Origin of the sequence: Bosea sp. RAC05, from assembly GCF_001713455.1 — a bacterium.
In the GTDB taxonomy this organism is placed as follows: domain Bacteria; phylum Pseudomonadota; class Alphaproteobacteria; order Rhizobiales; family Beijerinckiaceae; genus Allobosea.
Window position 1 is genome coordinate 14,839 of the sequence record NZ_CP016463.1, and the last position, 14,290, is coordinate 29,128.

Genomic DNA, 14,290 nt, shown 5'->3' on the forward strand with positions numbered 1-14,290 from the left:
CGGCCTGCTCTCAATCCACCATTCATGATTGTTGGATGCTTTTGGTATAGGATTGATCTTCTGAATCGAGATGAAATTGGCCCATGGACAAACAACCCGAACCTGGTCCGCCGCGCTTCCCGATGCAGATGCGCTGCGCGTCCTGCGACACGCTCATGCAGATGCCCTTCGAGCCCATGCCGGTCCACGAATTCGTCGGGATCATGGAGGCGCTGCGTTGCCCCGGCTGCGGCGGCAAGAAGCTGCTCATGGGTCAAGGCCGGACAGCGGCCCAGGATGACAGCTTTGACCACGGGCAAACACCCGAGGAGCGTCAGAGGCTTTGGCTCGAAAACGGCGAGACCGGCAACTCCTCGGCCGCCATTTTCGGCTGGATGACCGGGCGATGGGTGAAGGCCAGCCATCCGCTCGATACCGATGACCTTCGCCGGTGCGTCCTCCTGCTTCGCCGCTTCCCCGAGTGGCAGGAGAGGATGCTGGAGATGACAGAACTGTCGCCGGAATGGCGCGCGATCGCGACGAACTGGGCGCGCCTTCAGGCTGCTTTCGTCGCGGAGGCAACGCCGGCTCTGCTTCGCCGGAAGATGCCGGTCACGGCTGCGCTGCTGGCCTCGCTGATCGCCCAGGATGCCGCCTGAGGCTTCCGACCTCAGGCATCGACCTTGCGCTTGCGCGACCAGTCGCGAGCGCTCGGCGCCGTTGAGAAGTCCCTGGTCTCAAGCTGCCGCTGGATGCGCTTGGTGCGCTTCTTGGTCTCGAAGCAGACCTGATCCAGGAGATTGCTTCCGCCGGTCGGCATGGCAGCGACCTCGTCGCGCACCTCGTCGGCGCGCAGTGAGACCAGGCTGGCAAGCTCGTCGACGCGATCGAGTGTCCGCTGGGGATTGAGCCCCACATCGCGCGCCAGCCGGATCCAGTCGGTGCCGGTCAGGTCAGCGCCTGTGGTTCTGCCGGCGATGCGCTGCGGCAGATTGCGCGTCACGTGCTTGTAGATCTCGGCGCAAAGGACGTCATAGAGCGGCGCGAGCTTGGCCGAACCACCCGCACCGATCAGCAGAGAATAGTTCTTGGCGTGGGCATCCGTGTTGCCGACCAGGACATTGAGGATCAGGTAGTCGAGGAGCTTCAGCCTTTCGCCCGGCGAGACCCGGCTCTCGACAGCGTTGAACAGAGCCACGATGCCCGGCCCCGTTCTGCCGAACCCTGTGTACTCGTACTTGTCCTTGGGCAGGAAGCCCAGCGTCTGACACAGGTCCTCCTGATGGATCCTGCGGATGCCGGACTTCGTGGCGAGGCGATCGTAGCGCTCGACCAGTAGGTACGAGCGCTTCCCCGCGACGCCGGTGGTGACTTTCGACGTCTCGATGCCCACAGCCTTGGCCAGGCTCAGGCAGAAAGCTTCGTTGGCGACGCTGCCCTTGAGATTGAGCGAGTCCGGTTTGAGGATATGCGTCGAGGCCGTTCCCTTGACCGGGATGGCGATCCGCCCGTCGACAACGGCGACAGCGAGCTTCTCCTGGACGCCAGCGAGCGACATCGAGACCCCCTCCTCTCCGACCAGGAAAGGCTTCCGCGGCAGCTCGGTGATGATGCGCTCCAGCTCTGCCTCGGTTTCGACGACGCGAAACTCGTCTCCCTGCTCGCGCGGCTTGTCGATAGCCAGCGCGCCGGCGGTATCGCGGCCGAGCGACTTCAGCAGGCCGAGAACGTCCTGGGGCGAGACACCGATCGCCTGGCCGATCTCCTGGAGATGCGATTCCGGCAGCAGGTTGGCGAGCCAGGTGATGACGAGCCCATGCTCATACGGCTCGGGGCGCAGGGGCATGCGCAGCGAAATCGGAAATGATCCGGACCTGGAGATCCAGGCAGGGTCATAGATGAGCTGAGCCTGGCCCGAGCCCGTGTCGACCCGACCGACCTTCGTGCGTTCATAGAAGATATCGACCATGGGCCTGCCCTTCAGAATTTCGGGACATGAGAGAGATCATCGTCCTCATCGATGGTCTCGTCTGGCAGCACATTCGCGCTATGATCGGGTGTCGCGATGTCGCCGAAGCGGATACCGAGCTCGACCGCAGCCGTCAGTGCCTTCCCGATCTGGCAGGTCGGCTTGCCAGCCTCGAGGTCGATGATAAAGCGCCGAGCGACACCGCATCGCGCCGCGAGCTCGTCCTGGTTGATGCCGGCGGCCCGGCGCCGATCCCGGATGAGATTGCCGAATTGCTCAGCGTTGCGAATGGCATCAGTCATGTGTGCGCTCGGTAACAAATGGGCTTAACCATCTATAATGTTACCGAACGCACACATCAAGCGGTTAGAGCAAAAATGTTACCGATCGCGCCCAATCGGCCCAAGGTCAGAGATTGTTACCGATCGCGCACATTGTGTGGCTAGAGCTGGAAATGTTACCGATCGCGCACTCAGGGGCGCAGGGCAGCGCTTTCGCTTGCAACGACCTCGGCGAGCCAGTCGGATACCGCCTCAGCGTGCGCCGTCGGTCCCGCCGTCGGCATGTCCGGCAGGATCGAACGCGTGAACGCCAGAGCGGCACGGGGAGCGAAATCTGTGAGTGGCCCGCGCAATGGACTCGACGGATGATTGAGCCGCTCGTCGTAAGGCATCAGATTGACCTCGAAGCCTGCAGGGACGACAGGGTGCGACCCGGGCAAGAAGATACGAAGGCGCTCGCGGTCGCTTTCTGTCAGCGACTGCAGGTCGTGTGTGATCATGTTGAGATAGGGCGCCGAGACAGCCATCAGGACGAGCCCTGTGCCTGCGAAGGCTTCCAGCAGCGGTGACGAGTAGCGCGATTGGTTCACCACGGCCCACCAGGCCGCAGGACTTCGCCGCGCCCGAACCTTGGTGAAGATGTCGTCGTCGGCCCCGCTGGCTGACACCGTCAGCCCATACGAGGGGACGACCTCGTCGGGGTGAAGAAAGCCCAGACCGGCCGAGATCGTGAAAAGGCGACCGCTGCCGGCTGCCCTGGTCGCGTAGCTGAACCCCCTGCCCTTGTAGAGATCCGCTGCGCGACAGACTGGTTTGGCTTCATTGATGCGACGCAGCCATTCCGATCCGACCAGATCGAGCGAGCCTGGTGCCAGAGATCGACCCTCAAGTCCGGGCTCTGGCGTGAAGGCCTTGCGGCTGGAGCAGGTTGTCACAACCGCCAGGCTCTCTTCATCAGATCGACAGTGCGGTTGTTGCCCCATCCCTATCGGCTCGCCGCGATCTCGGCGGACATGAAGTCGCCGGCGAATGCAGATGCGCCGCGCCGAGCAACCTTGCGGTCAAAACAATCGGTCACGGGCCCGGTGTCGACACCCATGGCCTGCATCATGGCGGCGGTCTTGGCACAACTCGGAGAGACCCTGATCACCGTGTCAGGATCCAGATGCACGGCCAATTCCTCGGGCGTCAAAAGCCGCCCATCCAGGCGAAGGCCCTTGCCATCAGGCGCCGGTCCGGCCCCCAGAGCTTCACCCACCTGCGCCAGGGCCAGGTCGCGCGCGGCTTCGCTGGTGAAATCGAGGCTGAACTCTTCCCGGCCGCCGCGGCGCCACCCGACACGCAGCTCCCATTGCCCGTGACGCGTCTTGGCCGGCGCCATCCAGCTCGACGGAGCGTGGGTCATGGTGAAATCGTCGGCCCATTCCCGAACGCGCGGCATGCAGCTCACCAGCGAGGCGAGATGGTCGTCGTTCCCGAAGAAGATGGGGTCGTGCCGATAGGCGCCCTTCATCCCGGCCAGACCAGACGAGCCGGCGGTCAGGTCGACGATGCGTCCGTTGATCAGATTGAACTGGTGCTTCTCATTGCCCGCGATCGAGCCACCAAAGATCAGCTTCGCAAACAGGCTGGCGAACTTGCATGCATTGGTCAGGTCGCTCGGCGCGCGCCATCCGCGCTTCTGGACCCAGTCATCGAAGGAGACCTCGGCGAGGGCAGCCAGCTCGCGCGCGCGCTCTTCATCGCGCTCGATCCAGCGATCCAGAACAAAGACACGGGCGCGATCGGACATCGCCTCATCATGCGCGATCAGGCCGGCGCCATTGCGCTCCAGCCAACCCAAACTCAACATCGTGGAAGTCCTGCTCCGTTATCGTGATCCATTTGGACCTAACCCGGATCCTTGAAAGGGGAGATGACGGAAAACGCTCGTCCCCGAAAATTTCAGCGAATCGGCTAACCGATCCGTCAGGCCCGACGCTATAAGGAATTCCGATCCAAGTCAGGAAACCGATATGCGAACACTGCTGCTTGCTGCTGCCGCGACCTTCACGATGACCTGCGCACACGCGCAGGAGGCCATCGACGATCTGATCAAGACGATCGCGCACTCGCACGGCGTGATGGAAGCCACGCATAGGGCCTGCGGCATCTCGCAGCCGGTCGCCTACCGGGTCCAGCTGATGAACGCCATCGTCAAGAAGAAGGACGGCAAGTTCATCGCTGCGGCCATGAGGCTGATGAACGAGCAGGAGGAGGCTCACGCGAAGAGTTTCCCGATGGGGTCATGCGACCCGACGACTGCCGCGCTCCTGCGATCCAGCACGAGCATGCTTCACAGCGATCTCGCCGAACTCAGGCGGCGTTTGGCAGATTGATCGGTCAGTACCTGACGAAGATCAGGGCTGAGCCGACGACCATCGCAAAGGCGACCGCGAGGGATACGTCTACCCAGAGGACGTACCTCATTTCCTGATGGACAGCAGACGCGAGAGTGCGCTCCTCATCCCTCTGCTGGATCCCTGCCAGTCGTCGAAGCGCCCTCAGGCATCCGCTCATGGCGCCGACCCTAAGGGGCCCGCAGGCGGGGTAAGATTCCGCAGCTTGAAAGACGATCGGCTGTTCTCGGGTGGATAGCCGTTCCAGCGGTCTGTGATGCCACCGTACCGCTCGACCTGAGGTCCGGTCTCCTGCGCCCGCGACAGATCGTGGACACCTTCTGCGAGCTCGCGCCCTATGATCTCGCTCACATGCTCGATCTCGTGGCTGCTGAGCCCACCAATGTCGCGTGGGCCTGCCAGAACACCGTCGACGAACAGCGTGTTTCCGGGACGTGCTTTCCGGTTGTAGTCGAGCCAATTGGCCAAGCCAGGCTCATCCCGGATGGTGAACTTGGCCTCGCCGTTCGGGTAGACGCGGACGCAGTAGTGGATAGCCATGACTGTCCTTCGCCTTCCGCTCATCCAAAGCTATCGTTTACGAATCGATCCCTGCGATTCGAATTGGATTCCTTGGAATGATAGGTCGGCTGAAAGGACTTGTTGAGAGCGTTTCGTTCGATCACCTGATCGTCGACGTCGGCGGTGTCGGGTATCTCGTCAATGCCTCGATCAGCACGCTGTCTCGCCTGCCCGCAATCGGTGAAGTCGTCGCGCTCACGATCGAGACCCATGTCCGCGAAGACGCCATCCGGCTGTTCGGGTTTCTCGACGAGGCTGACCGCGACTGGTTCAGGCTGCTGCAGAGCGTGCAGGGGGTCGGAACCAAGGTGGCGTTGGGCATCCAGTCCATTCTGACGCGCGGGGAGATCGCGACGGCAATTGGCACTCAGGACAAGGCGATGGTGGCGCGTGCGCCCGGCGTTGGTCCTAAGCTTGCAGCCCGCATCTGCGCCGAGCTCAAGGACAAAGCGCCAGCGCTCGGCGGTGCGGATCTGGCATTTGCCGCAAGTGGCGGCGCGAGCCTGCCGGCCGGCTCCAGGACTGCGACCGATGCAGTATCGGCGCTGGTCAATCTCGGCTACGGCCAAGCTCAGGCCAGTGCGGCCGTCGGAAAAGCGATGGCCGGTGTCGAGCCCGAGGAATCGACCTCGGTGATCATCAGGAAATCCCTCAAGCTGCTTGCGACGGCGTAAGTCGACCCAAACGAAAACCCCGACCTGGAGGGCCAGGCCGGGGTCGTATCGCTGGTAATTCCGGGGTCAGCTCAGTTCTTGCCGTAGACGACCCGCGTGCCGCAGATCATGTCGTGGAGGCCGCGCTTCTGAGCGGTCAGTCCCACCATGATGAAGCCGATATAGAGCGTCAGCGCCGAAAGGACGTAGGCCAGCGAACGCCCCAGCGCCAGCCCAGCAGTCACCTGACGACCATCCGCTCGGATGACCTTGAGCCCCAGCAGGCGTTTCCCCGGCGTAGCCTGCCAGCTGCCCGATGTGAAGGCGACCCAGTAGCCGATCGAGATCGCCAGCCCCACGACCACGACGAGGACCGGAACACCGCTCCCGCTGATGTCGGTGACCGCGAGGACGATCCCGAGGATCAGACCGGCCAGATAGCAGGCGGCGGTCACGAGCACCGAATCGATCAGATAGGCGCACACCCGAATCCAGAAACCGGCGTAGGCCTGCTGATCCTCGGTGACGGGCGCGACCCTGGTCGTGACGGGATGGTGGGGGGAGGCCGGCGGCGGCGCGTTCGGCGCCTTGATGGGGGAGAACTGGCCGAAGAAGACATGCTGCCTGATCTCCTGCCACGCGTCGTCGCCGACTTTGGCGACACCTGCGGTCGCAGACAGTTCGCCAGCCTGGATCAGATTGCGGACCTCATGCCCCGACAACGGGCCCTTCGGCGCGCCGTCCGAGTAGACGTACCAGTTCTGATCGAGAGGATGGGCCGGGGGCTGAGGAAGTTCGTTGGTCTGTGACAAGGCGTAGGCTCCGCGAAGAACTGATGCCGTAGTTACGGCTCCCAATCCTTGCCAAGTCAATAACAGCAGGCCCGTCAATCCATGCAGGGTTAACTCGCCACGGAGTTTTCCACTAATTTCGAGCAGAAGCGCATTGGTGATCAGTGGATATGCGAGGTCCGAGCCCGCTAGCCAGGTTGTGCCTTGCGCTGGAAGGGGATCAGATCACAATTCGCAGGAGACCAAGATCACGATGACACCCGCATCAGCGCAGACCGGCTTCCAGCCGACACCCGAAGACGTGGTTGCCGCGGCAGCCGGTCATGGTCACGAGATGGGGCTCGGCGATGCTGAAGCGTTTCGCGACAATCTGGACTCCGACACGCTCAACGGGATCGCGCGCGATGCGATGGCCGGTTCGGATCTCGATGAGCAGGCGGAGTTTGCCCAGGCGATCATCGGTGACATCCTGATCGCCAAGGGCATCGTCGCACCAGCGAATCCCAGCCCCTGAACAGCGTCAGGCAACGAGGATAGCTCCAATGTACCGTGGTTCGTCGCGCAACATGCAGCGGGTCAGCCTGAAGGCGGGCCTTGGCCACGGAAAGGCGGGATCGAACACGCCTCTGGCAGCGCCGGTCAAGCAGCATCAGTACATGGACGCCGTTCGCATTGCGCGCGTCAGGCGTTGCTTCGAGCTGGAACAGGAGATTGCCGCAGCCTTGGCCAAAGGCGCCAGCGTCGCCGGGCTCAGGTCTGAGTTGGACGGGGTGAGGTCTGGCCGTATCGAGCCGCCGATGAGGCTTTCACGCGATCCCCGGCCGAAACAGGACAGGCCGCCTGCCGTCACGGTCGCGGATCGCCGCGGGCCCGAGAAGGTGCGCGGCGCCAGCTCCCGCGGACGCGACCCTCAGGTCGTCAGGAAGGGCTTGGAGCTCGATCTGGCTGATCTCGGACGCGGCAAGGTCACGCTGACGGGTATCGCGCTGGTGAAGACGCTGCTCAGTCACTTCCAGGTCGACATGATCTCAGAGGTGCTCGGCGCCGGCCTGCCGACGATCCGCAAGGTGGCAGACAGCGCTGTTTTGGGTCTGGCACCGACCCTGTCGGCCGAAGACGGTCTGGTGCTGGTGGCGATCCTCGAAGAACGACTGGATGCGACGCCACATGCCGAGCCCGCTTCCGATACGACCGGCCCCAAGCTCTGAGAAATCCTATGGCCCTGGACATCACACTCGACGGCAGCATCCTGTGCGTGAAGGACACCCGTCACTCCTTGATCCGGACGGAAATCCAGACCTGGTACTATGACATCGAAAACTGGCGCGTGTCCTCCTATGGCCGTGAGGGAGATGTCCCTGATCGCCCGATGACCCCTGAGGGAATCGCTTGGGTCGAGAAGCATTTCCTGCCCAAAGTGGCCGATCAAATGCAGGCTCCGTCGCCTTCTGTGTGAACTGATCTCTCGGATCGGATGGATTGATTTGTATATCCATGCGTTTCGTTAAGGATCGCAATTGCTAGCCTCTTGTCATCCAGGCGCGGGCCGTTAACTCCTCCGTTCATGCGGAGCCGCACGGAATGATCAGTAGGCGCTACATCGAGATCGGCAACGGGCTCTGGCACAGGGTCACGAAGGACGAACAGGATGCGCGCAAGGTGCCCCGGTTCGCCAATTCGCGTCGGCGGGTGCTCGATGCCCTGGCTGCCGACATCAACGTGCCAGGACGCTTCTTGAGCCTGACTGGGACTTGGCTGACGTTCGATGCGACCGGAAGCTTTCAGGGCAGCCTGAACCGCGAGCTCCAGCTGATCGTGGCCGCATCCTACGGTCAGGGAGGGCATTCGGGCCCGCTTCTCAATATCGCCGATCTCAACCGGGCAGCCGAGGCGAAGCGCATCCTGCGCGAGAGCGAATGGAACCCAGCCCAGATCGATGTGGCGGCGATCGGCCGCGATATCTGGCCTCAGCTCAGGCCAGGGTATCGAGAGCCTGCTGTGAGCAGCGGGCCGAAGCTCCAGTCCTACGGCGCGATGCGATAGTCACGCCAGCGATCAGCAGTGACAGGCACCGCTGTCAGCCGTCTACATCTTTGTGGTCGATCAAGTGGTTCAGATCGACTGTCTCAGGAGAAGGAGCGGCAGGCTCGGTCGGCTGCCAAACTCGAACAATTTCGTTCGCCTCTAGCGGCAGCCGGATCGTGAATGCGCTCGCGAAAACTGTCTGTGTGCCGCCTTTGATGGTGATGCTGTTGGCGTGGTGGTGGGCAACGACTTCAGGATCGAGAATTGCGAGTTCGCATAAGGCCATGCGCTCCTCATCACCTCTGGGCCTCGACCAGGCCCGCCGGGCATAGGACATAGCAGCCGGACCGAACATCCGCTCGACGTAAGGCCCCGCCAGCTCTGGAATGCCGCGGGAGAAAATTCTGAACAGAAAGTCGTTTCCATCGACGACGAGCCGGTGAAGAGGGACCTCGACTTCCATCATGATTGGAGTGAGCGAGGGATCACTGCGCTTCCAGGCGTAGTGGGATGCACCTGCTTCGTCACCACAAGCGCAAACCGACGGGATCCACTCACGATTGCTGCCTTGAATGTCTTTGAGCGTTATCCTGGGAAGCTGCATGATCTCGGCGCGATTGCTGAGACGCTTCTGGTAGACCTCGCGTTTTGCGAGCTGCGGTTGATGACCCCGCTGGAGTAGGGTCTCAACGGCCCGATCGACATCCTCTTTGGGGAGCGCCAGGCCGCGAAACAGGCGGAAGCGCCTAGGCGAATTTGCCCCGGTAACGGTCGATATCATGCTGCCACTTGGCTATAGCGCGAGCGCCAGCTGGTTACCCGCAGGCTCGTCTTCCGTCGACAGCGACGAAAGTGTCACGCCGATAAGGCGGATGCCCAGGCGCAATGGGAACAGCGATCGCAGCAGCTCGTGCGTCAGCTGCCTGACCACCGCCGGGCTCTCGATCATTGAGTTCATGCTCCGGCTGCGCGTGATCTGCTGGAAATCGGCGAAGGTGACCTTGAGGGTCACGGTGCGGCCGCGCGTGTCGTGTCGTTCGCAGTGTCGCCAGACCTTGTCGATCAATGGCTCGGCCTGCTCGATCAGGTCGTCGATCTCGAAGATGTCCGTGCCAAAGGTGTTCTCGGCGCCGACGGACTTGCGGATGCGATCGGGTGTCACCTGCCGGTTGTCGATGGCTCGCGCGATGTCGAAGAAGTGCGAGCCCGACTTACCGAACATCTGCTGCAGGAAAGGCAGGGACTTCTCACGAAGATCCGCACCAGTGTGGATCCCGAGCTCGATCATCCTGGCTGCGGTTACCGGGCCGATGCCGTGGAACTTGCCGATCGGCAGGGCAGCGACGAAGGCCTCTCCCTCGTCTGGGGTGATGGCAAACTGTCCATTGGGCTTGCGCTGGCTGGAGCCCATTTTCGCCAGGAATTTGTTGAAGGAGACGCCGGCCGAGCAGGTCAGCTGCGTCCGCTCGAACACCTTGGCGCGGATCTCCTTGGCCACCTGCCAGGCATAGGGAATGCCTGGAATGTTGTCTGTGACGTCCAGATAGGCCTCATCCAGGCTCAAGGGCTCGATCAGGTGCGTGTATTCGGCGAAAACCTCCCGGATCTGGCCTGAGATCTCGCGGTAGACGTCATGCCGCACGGGAACGAAGATCAGCTCGGGGCAGAGGCCGCGAGCCTTGAACGAGGGCATGGCCGATCTGACACCGAACTGGCGCGCCTCATAGCTCGCGGCAGCCACGACACCACGGCGATCAAGCCCGCCAACAGCGACGGGCTTGCCCCGCAGGTCGGGATTGTCGCGTTGCTCGACCGACGCAAAGAACGCGTCCATGTCGACGTGGATGATTTTGCGGTGCTGCACCGGCGCGCCCAAGGATTGGTCTCGATTCGGGCCTGCCCTACCGAAACACTCTTCGAATCCTATGCCGGGCCTCGGCAGGCGGCAATCATGCTCCAGCCGCGATCCCCGGCGCACATGTTATCGATCGTGCAGCCTGAAGGCTTCAGAGCGCAGGAGCAGGCCTCATCGAGATGCCCGCGTGGAGGCTATCGAACTCGTCAGTGGAGGACCGCCGGTAGTCGGTAGACGCCGCCGTCGATGTTGCAGCGATCTGAGCCCATTCGAGCCGGGCCGCAGTCGCAGGGAACAGTCCAATCGACCGGTGGCCGATGTTTCCGATCACGGAGCTCTGGGCGAAGTCGTCGATGATCACGCCGTCGTAGCCTGCCGACTCCGCATCGCGGAAGCGATCGACGTCATGGTACTGAAGCTGGGTGAGATCACTTTCGCCTGTCGAAATGTCGAGCAGCTTCCAGGCCGGATCTCTCACGCAGATGAGCAAACGGCCTGGTATCGACCAGTCCGCCGGCATCGTGACGACCTTGCCCGCGATCGTCTGCTGCCGCACCGCTGCGAGATCGTTGGTGAAGACGTAGCCCATGGCTCGCAGCGCCTCGAAGGCTTCCCCATAAGTGACCCGGCATCCCTTCTTGAATGACCAGGAGCGCGCATCGCCGTGCGGATCCCAGTCGACATCTTCATAGGCCAGCCCCAGCTTATCGACGGCGAAATCCATCCAGAAGCTGCCGCGCCCTGGCCTGATACCGTCAGCCAGGCGCCATCCGTCAGGAGCTGACACATAGGCCTCGAGGCCGGCGACCGGGATGTAGGTCTGGGCGATGAACGGGCTCTCAGCTGTCCAGACCATGCCGTCATAGCCTCCACCCGTCGGCGGCAGGTCGAACTCCTCGCATGTGCCGTGAAACAGAAGTCGGCACATCGCCGCATCGGCTGTGTCGGCGCCCTGCAGGACGGCCTCGATCAAGGGTGGGAGATCGATCATTCCTTGTCCTTCAGGGTCTGCAGGCGCTTCAGGAAGGCGGGTAAGTCGTCGCGATAGGCGGGCCCAAACAGACAGACCGTGCGTGTCCCGGGCTCGACCTCGGACCGGCCGGCATCGGTGACGACGAAACAGGGAATGCCTGCCTGCTTCGCTTCAGCTTCGACGCGATCAAGCGCGGCCGCGGTATCGACACGAACACTGATCTTCGGCATCGCGTCAGCGAGGTAGCGTTCCAGGAGCTGCGGGTTGTCGCGCGCAACGACCAGGTGCAGCCATCCGGCAGCGTGCATCGCTTGCACCGCGAGCTTCCCACGAGACAAGGGCAGGTCCGTCCGGACGGCAAGCCACATCTTGAGTTCGGGTTCGGGCTGGGGCTGGCTCATCTGACTTGCAAAGGCGTGATGTAGGATTCGCTGAACGGTTGCCATTATCATCGCCGCGGCATCCGAAAAGACCAAACAGCGGCCAGCCCGCTCTTGAGGACGGATCGAGATCGATGAAGCCCGACCAGTTCACTGTCGTCGAGGAATCGAAGGATGAGGCGAGCGGCCGGCATCTGCGGATCGTCGAGCTCAACAATCGCCGGGATCCGGCCTACGCCATCCATGAGCTCGGCGGTCGTTTTCATCGCGCAGATGAGTGGCATGCCGTCCATCCGTTCCTGTCCGATCTGGGAGATGCGCGCGAGACGACTCGGCTGATGCATCTCCATACGGTCGAGCTACGGGCGCTCGACCGCAAAGAGATGTTCGGAAGCGAGATCGGCAAGTCGACGCCGTGGGGCAAGGCCGACAGCGGCACCATTTACGGTCCTGGCGTCGTCTCATACGGCACCTCCCGTCATGGCGGCTTCAAGCTCGATGCCAAGGCCAATGCGCTCGTCCACCCTGCCCTGCGCAACAAGGGCGGCTGGTACGAAGAGGATTGCGAGTGGGCGAAGGTCGCCTGGACGTTCCAAGCCTTCTTCACGACCATGGAAGTGAATCGCGCCCGAAAGACCCTTGTCGAATGGCTGCCGCACGAGTTCATGGCGGCGACCGGCGAGGTGCTCGGGCTGGCTGACAGCCGCAAGCTCCGGGAGGAAGCCTTCGCAGCGGCGACGGTCGACAAGTGGGTGGTGATCTCGGCGATCGGACGCGACGACGGTGACGTGACCTGCATCGCCACTCTGGGCGGGCAGCGCGAGCGGCACGATGGACCCGCGGTCGAGGAGCGCACGTTCATCGTGCCGAAGGAGGAATATGGCCTGCGCGAATTCAATTTCGTCATCGACGAAGCGCGCCACAAGGAAGTCGTGGCGCCGTCACCCTCGCCGTGAGGTCATCAGGGCGCGGGTGACGGCGTAACCTCGGTCGGTGCCTCCGGGACGACCGGCAGGCTCAGGACCCGCGCGTTGGCCTGAGCCCAAAGAGCCTTCACCTCTTTTGTGCCCGCTCGACTGAAACGTCCGCTGTGGGCGTTGCGCTTCTCGAACCAGTCCATATCGCGGGCCATCGGCGGCGCATCCTTGGCATCGTATTCGTACGAGCCGTCCTTCAGAATGCGAAGGTTGAGGTGTTCCCAATCTCTCGCGAAGCCCGATCGCTCCTCGCGGGGTTCGGGGAACAGCCTCAGCCCGATCACACCATGGCCCTCCCATCGGAAGTTGGTGGCAGTTTTGGGGAGGAGGATCGCCTCGTCGCACAGGCCGCGCTGAAGAGCGTCTCGCATCTTCAGGATGAGCTTCTCCTGCATGATCACCTTGCTGGAATCGTCAGGCCAGCCCGCTTCCAGGTTGATGGGTTTGACCTCGGCGAAGATCTTGCGATCGCTGGGGCCTGAGAAGGTGAAATCTGGCCACCAGATACCGGTGCGCACCTCCTCATACGCGACGTCCCACTTCACCAGATCGAAGAAGGCAGCCCACTTCGCTTCGTTGCGGCTGCGGTACCAAGTGCCGTCGTAAACGACCGGCTCGACGACATCGTACTCGAACTTGCTCGGTGTCGCCTGGGTCATCTCATCGAATCCTCGGTCAGATTGGCCGCCTTGGTAGGCAGCCCGCCCATTCACCATACCGAGGAGGCAAGCAAGAAGCCTTAAGCAGATCCACTCAATCCGATTTGAGTGCATGTGCGGATCAGAAGAATGCAGGGGAGCCGTTCGCACTATCCACGGATCGATTGACCGATTCGGTGGCCTCAGATCACCGGGAAGCCTACAGTATTTACAGACGGCCGGCGGCGTGTCCTCGGCAAACTCAGGGACCAGGAGCGGTCCCGCCCCTCCGGCTCCTGGTTCGGAGACGTCTCTTTTCCGGCCCTCGGGCCTGGAGGTGAGGTCGCCCATGGCGACCTGCCGCAAGGCGGGGCGGGATCTTGAAAGGCTGACTGTGCCGCGGATCTCGAAAGCCTATCTGGCTCGCATTGATGCCCTGCCCTGGCCGGTCGTGATCGGGAGCCTGGGAATCACGCCTCCGCGCCAGGCCTCCAACCCGAGCTTCTTCATGCGCTGCGGCCAGCAGGATCGCACGCCGTCTTTGCGGTTCGACGCCGGCGGTCGCTACCACTGCTTCCGGTGTGGCACCAACGGCAGCAAGTTCGACTTCGTTCTGCGCTACATCGCTACGGGCGGTCATTCGATCTGGCACGTCGAAGACGACCCCTTCGACCGTAACGGCCAACTGCCCAGGCGTCATCGATCGGTGTTCACGCCCAAGGCCTATCGGGCCGCAATCAGGCACTTTGCGGCGACACACGCAATCTGACAGGCGAAGCAGAAAGGGCCCGGCATTGCTGCCGGGCCCC

The 14,290-nt window shown here is 62.6% G+C and carries 20 protein-coding genes; 9 read left to right on the top strand and 11 right to left on the bottom strand.

The window, feature by feature from the left end:
- The first annotated feature begins 155 nt into the window (after positions 1-155).
- Entirely contained in the window at positions 156-638 is a 483-nt protein-coding gene (locus tag BSY19_RS00070) for a hypothetical protein (protein ID WP_150129310.1), read from the top strand.
- 11 nt (positions 639-649) lie between these two features.
- Here the strand turns inward: BSY19_RS00070 and BSY19_RS00075 are convergent, their stop codons facing one another.
- From BSY19_RS00075 to BSY19_RS00090, 4 genes are all read right to left on the bottom strand, one after another.
- Positions 650-1,948: a type II toxin-antitoxin system HipA family toxin gene (locus BSY19_RS00075; RefSeq protein ID WP_069052277.1), complete on the bottom strand. Its 1,299-nt coding sequence runs from the start codon at positions 1,946-1,948 to the stop codon at positions 650-652.
- 11 nt (positions 1,949-1,959) lie between these two features.
- Positions 1,960-2,250, bottom strand: coding sequence for a helix-turn-helix domain-containing protein (locus tag BSY19_RS28615; protein WP_069052278.1), 291 nt, complete (start codon positions 2,248-2,250; stop codon positions 1,960-1,962).
- Between the two features lie 170 nt (positions 2,251-2,420).
- Positions 2,421-3,212, bottom strand: coding sequence for a hypothetical protein (locus BSY19_RS00085; protein ID WP_150129311.1), 792 nt, complete (start codon positions 3,210-3,212; stop codon positions 2,421-2,423).
- A gap of 2 nt (positions 3,213-3,214) precedes the next feature.
- Positions 3,215-4,081 carry a hypothetical protein gene (locus tag BSY19_RS00090; protein WP_150129312.1) on the bottom strand — a complete coding sequence of 289 codons (867 nt, stop codon included), beginning with the start codon at positions 4,079-4,081 and terminating at the stop codon, positions 3,215-3,217.
- 163 nt (positions 4,082-4,244) lie between these two features.
- Between BSY19_RS00090 and BSY19_RS00095 the strand changes: the two genes are divergently transcribed.
- Positions 4,245-4,607, top strand: coding sequence for a hypothetical protein (locus BSY19_RS00095; RefSeq protein ID WP_069052281.1), 363 nt, complete (start codon positions 4,245-4,247; stop codon positions 4,605-4,607).
- A gap of 177 nt (positions 4,608-4,784) precedes the next feature.
- Here the strand turns inward: BSY19_RS00095 and BSY19_RS00100 are convergent, their stop codons facing one another.
- Positions 4,785-5,168 carry a hypothetical protein gene (locus BSY19_RS00100; protein WP_069052282.1) on the bottom strand — a complete coding sequence of 128 codons (384 nt, stop codon included), beginning with the start codon at positions 5,166-5,168 and terminating at the stop codon, positions 4,785-4,787.
- Positions 5,169-5,245: 77 nt separating this feature from the next.
- Between BSY19_RS00100 and ruvA the strand changes: the two genes are divergently transcribed.
- The gene (gene ruvA, locus BSY19_RS00105; RefSeq protein ID WP_069052283.1) at positions 5,246-5,863 is read left to right on the top strand and encodes a Holliday junction branch migration protein RuvA; all 618 of its coding nucleotides are present in this window, start codon (positions 5,246-5,248) and stop codon (positions 5,861-5,863) included.
- Between the two features lie 71 nt (positions 5,864-5,934).
- Here the strand turns inward: ruvA and BSY19_RS26795 are convergent, their stop codons facing one another.
- Positions 5,935-6,654: an RDD family protein gene (locus BSY19_RS26795; RefSeq protein WP_171905044.1), complete on the bottom strand. Its 720-nt coding sequence runs from the start codon at positions 6,652-6,654 to the stop codon at positions 5,935-5,937.
- Between the two features lie 136 nt (positions 6,655-6,790).
- Between BSY19_RS26795 and BSY19_RS00115 the strand changes: the two genes are divergently transcribed.
- The 4 genes from BSY19_RS00115 to BSY19_RS00130 all read left to right on the top strand — a co-directional run bounded on the left by BSY19_RS00115 (position 6,791) and on the right by BSY19_RS00130 (position 8,676).
- A complete protein-coding gene (locus BSY19_RS00115; RefSeq protein WP_150129313.1) occupies positions 6,791-7,147 on the top strand; it encodes a hypothetical protein in 357 nt (118 codons plus the stop codon).
- 28 nt (positions 7,148-7,175) lie between these two features.
- Entirely contained in the window at positions 7,176-7,841 is a 666-nt protein-coding gene (locus tag BSY19_RS00120) for a hypothetical protein (RefSeq protein WP_069052285.1), read from the top strand.
- Between the two features lie 8 nt (positions 7,842-7,849).
- On the top strand, positions 7,850-8,089 hold the full coding sequence (locus BSY19_RS00125; protein WP_069052286.1) for a hypothetical protein: 240 nt from the start codon (positions 7,850-7,852) through the stop codon (positions 8,087-8,089).
- Positions 8,090-8,214: 125 nt separating this feature from the next.
- Positions 8,215-8,676: a hypothetical protein gene (locus BSY19_RS00130; RefSeq protein ID WP_069052287.1), complete on the top strand. Its 462-nt coding sequence runs from the start codon at positions 8,215-8,217 to the stop codon at positions 8,674-8,676.
- Between the two features lie 34 nt (positions 8,677-8,710).
- On the opposite strand, the gene BSY19_RS27225 is transcribed toward BSY19_RS00130, so the two are convergent.
- The 4 genes from BSY19_RS27225 to BSY19_RS00150 form a co-directional block, all read right to left on the bottom strand.
- Positions 8,711-9,439, bottom strand: coding sequence for a hypothetical protein (locus tag BSY19_RS27225; protein WP_150129314.1), 729 nt, complete (start codon positions 9,437-9,439; stop codon positions 8,711-8,713).
- 12 nt (positions 9,440-9,451) lie between these two features.
- On the bottom strand, positions 9,452-10,492 hold the full coding sequence (gene dinB, locus BSY19_RS00140) for a DNA polymerase IV (RefSeq protein WP_083247360.1): 1,041 nt from the start codon (positions 10,490-10,492) through the stop codon (positions 9,452-9,454).
- 172 nt (positions 10,493-10,664) lie between these two features.
- Positions 10,665-11,486 carry a hypothetical protein gene (locus BSY19_RS00145; RefSeq protein ID WP_171905045.1) on the bottom strand — a complete coding sequence of 274 codons (822 nt, stop codon included), beginning with the start codon at positions 11,484-11,486 and terminating at the stop codon, positions 10,665-10,667.
- Positions 11,487-11,500: 14 nt separating this feature from the next.
- Positions 11,501-11,887 (bottom strand): aminoacyl-tRNA hydrolase, encoded by a 387-nt coding sequence (locus BSY19_RS00150; protein ID WP_171905046.1) that lies wholly within the window; start codon positions 11,885-11,887, stop codon positions 11,501-11,503.
- A 113-nt stretch (positions 11,888-12,000) separates the two neighbouring features.
- On the opposite strand from BSY19_RS00150, the gene BSY19_RS00155 reads away from it, so the two are divergent.
- Positions 12,001-12,822, top strand: coding sequence for a DUF7007 domain-containing protein (locus BSY19_RS00155; protein ID WP_069052290.1), 822 nt, complete (start codon positions 12,001-12,003; stop codon positions 12,820-12,822).
- Between the two features lie 5 nt (positions 12,823-12,827).
- Here the strand turns inward: BSY19_RS00155 and BSY19_RS00160 are convergent, their stop codons facing one another.
- On the bottom strand, positions 12,828-13,502 hold the full coding sequence (locus BSY19_RS00160; protein WP_069052291.1) for a hypothetical protein: 675 nt from the start codon (positions 13,500-13,502) through the stop codon (positions 12,828-12,830).
- Positions 13,503-13,830: 328 nt separating this feature from the next.
- On the opposite strand from BSY19_RS00160, the gene BSY19_RS00165 reads away from it, so the two are divergent.
- Positions 13,831-14,250 (top strand): hypothetical protein, encoded by a 420-nt coding sequence (locus BSY19_RS00165; RefSeq protein ID WP_069052292.1) that lies wholly within the window; start codon positions 13,831-13,833, stop codon positions 14,248-14,250.
- Positions 14,251-14,290 lie beyond the last annotated feature (40 nt).